This window comes from Steroidobacter sp., assembly GCF_016790065.1.
Classification (GTDB): Bacteria; Pseudomonadota; Gammaproteobacteria; order Steroidobacterales; family Steroidobacteraceae; genus Steroidobacter.
The window spans coordinates 1-2,649 of record NZ_JAEUPY010000677.1 but is presented as its reverse complement, the minus strand read 5'-3'; the positions used below and the strand labels follow the sequence as shown (position 1 = coordinate 2,649).

2 protein-coding genes are annotated in these 2,649 nt (G+C 60.2%); both read right to left on the bottom strand.

Features of this window, described 5'->3' with window-relative positions:
- The coding region (locus JNL55_RS27930; protein WP_293862448.1) for an alpha/beta hydrolase family protein at window positions 1–848 on the bottom strand (848 nt) is incomplete at its 3' end.
- Between the two features lie 138 nt (window positions 849–986).
- The coding region (locus JNL55_RS27925) for a S9 family peptidase (RefSeq protein WP_293862445.1) at window positions 987–2,649 on the bottom strand (1,663 nt) is incomplete at its 5' end.

Here is a 2,649-nt window from a genome sequence, read left to right as displayed (position 1 = left end):
ACTTCAATCACGTTCAAGTCGCCAACATTCGTTGCGGTATTGAAGAGCAACGGGGTGCGCAAATTGTCTGAGTGGAATAACGGAGAGAGACGTCGAAATTCCCCGGGATCTTCCGACGCCGTCTCGCATATGAAGCTCGCGAACAGCGTGTTGTACTCCTCGCCGGAATAGCCCATGCGCTGCACGAGATCGCTCGCCGGCACACCCGCATAAGCCACCTGATAGTCATCGGGCCAACGGAAAACGGTCAGCAGCGAGTGCAGGCCACCGTGACTCCAGCCGATGATGCCAACGCGAGAACCGTCGACGTTCGGCAGGTTCTCCACTGCCCAGTTTCTGGCCGCGTGCGTATCGTCGATCTCGGTGCCGCCGTAGTCGATCTGATTGTAGAGCTCGCTGCCGTAGCCAGTGCTGCCTCGATACTCCGGAGCAATGACGGCGTAACCTTGTTCCAACAACTCACGCGTCATCTTGATCTCAGAGGCGCCGCCAAAGTTGCCATGCACCCCGCCATGAACGAATACCACCAGAGGCACCTTGCGGGAACCCAAATCCTTGGGCACGAAGGTAAAGGCAGGGATTCGCAGCGGCCCTTCGGACTGCCATGGGTTGGCGGGGTCTTTGCGCCCTGGAACCGACGCGTATTGGATCTCGTCGATGATCGCGATATCGCCCAACCGCTGGTGCATCAGCAAGGTATCGATCTTGCGCGTCAGCATATCGAACTGATGCATGTACTCCGGCACCTTCGGCGCCGCGTGCCGTACGGCAGCGGATGCGGCGGCCTCGGCTGCCGGCGCAGCGCAAGGCGTCGACGCCAAGCCGAAAAACGCTATCGACACACTCACCAATCGCAGCCTCGAAAATTTCAGTATATGCATGCCTCTCGTCCCATGTCGTTGCTAACCATGACTCGCCAACCGATCATCTGAATTGATTGATCGTTCGTACTTGCTCACTCGCTCGTCCCCGGCAGGGACGAACCATCAGTGCAGCTTCCACAGATCGACACACTGCCGCTCATCGCCGAGCAGACGCTGCGCGAAGTAACACCACACAACTCGATCGTAATAACTCCAGCGATCGCGCAAATTGTGGTCCCTGCCTGGAATCACCAGGAAGTCGAAGCGCTTGCCCGCATCGACCAATGCATCGGCGAGGCGCAATGAATGCGTCATTGGCACATTCCGATCCGTGTCGGAGTGCACCAGCAGCAGGTCGCCCTGCAAGTTCGCCGCCAGTTCCTGATTGGTCGACATCCTGGTCTGCGCCAGCGCCGTGCCAGGAACACCGTTGCCAAAATAGTGTTCACCGGAAGCCCAGTCGTAGATGTTGTTGTCGTGATTGCCCGCGCCGGACACCGCCGCCTTGTAGAAGTCCGGATAAGTCAGCAGCAGTGAAGCGGCCATCAGCCCGCCGCCGGAGTATCCCGTTACTCCTGCTCTGGAAAGATCCATGTACGGGCGGCTCGCAGCCGCTTGCTCCAACGCGGTTTTACTGTCAGCGAGCGGATAGTCACGTACGTCACCACGTCCATGAACCAGGAACGCCTTATCGCGAATGCCCTGCCCTTGTCCTCGGGTCGATGCGGCCGCCACGATGAACCCAAGCTGTGCCAGGCTCTCGAACCGAGTCGCCGGATTGAATCGTACGGCGATATGCCCGATGTAATTTGGATTGGGCGTGACGTAGGCGATCACGGGGTAGCGACGCTGAGGATCGAATCGGTGCGGCTTCCACAGCGTGCCATGGAGCGTCGTCTTACCGTCCGCAGCCGTAGCGGTAAAGCTTTCCGGTGCGCTCCAGCCGCCAGCAACCAACGAGCGTATGTCCAGTTGCTCCAGCAAGTACCGCCGCTTGCCGTCACTCGCCCTGACCACTGCCTGCGGCACTTGATCGGGGCGAGAATAAACATCGACCAGCCAGCGCCCATTCGGTGAGATGCTGGTGGTATGCGCCGCATCCTCCGGGGTCAGCAAGCTCAACCTCGTGCCATCGGTGCGCACGCGATAGGTGTGCTCGAAGTAGGGATTGCGTCCGCGCTCTCGACCGAAGCCCTTGAAGTAGATCCAGCCGCGGCCTGCGTCGACATGAAGAATTTCCGCGACGTTGAAATCTCCGCCGGTCACGCTGCCCAGCAGAGTGCCGTTGGCATCGTACCGATACAGATGGTTCCAGCCGGTGCGATCCGAGAGCCACAGAAAACTGCCATCGTTCAAGAAGCGGAACAGCGGCGTGCGGATGGAAAAGTACGGCTCGCTCTTCTCGTGCAGCAAGACTCGAGTGCGGCCGGTCTCGGCATCCGCGATGACCAGCTCCACGTCCTGGTAGCCGCGTGAGATTCGTACGAAGTAGAGTCTGTCGGCGCTCCCGGCGGAGCTGATATTGCCCGCTCCGGTGCCGCCGATCTCAGTGCCGCTGATCAGCTGGCCGGGCCAACGCGATGTATCGATTTGCACCAGCGTCCCGGCATCCAGATCGCCGACCCATAGTTCCGGAATAGGCAGATTCGCCTCGCCCGGAAAGGCGAGCCGCATCGACGTCAGCGTAGGTCGGGGCCGCTGCAGGGAGTTGATCACCCAAGCTTCGCCGACCTGGCGGTTGTCCCAGCGCTCGATCCAGAAACGCCTGCCTCCGGCAAACCATCCC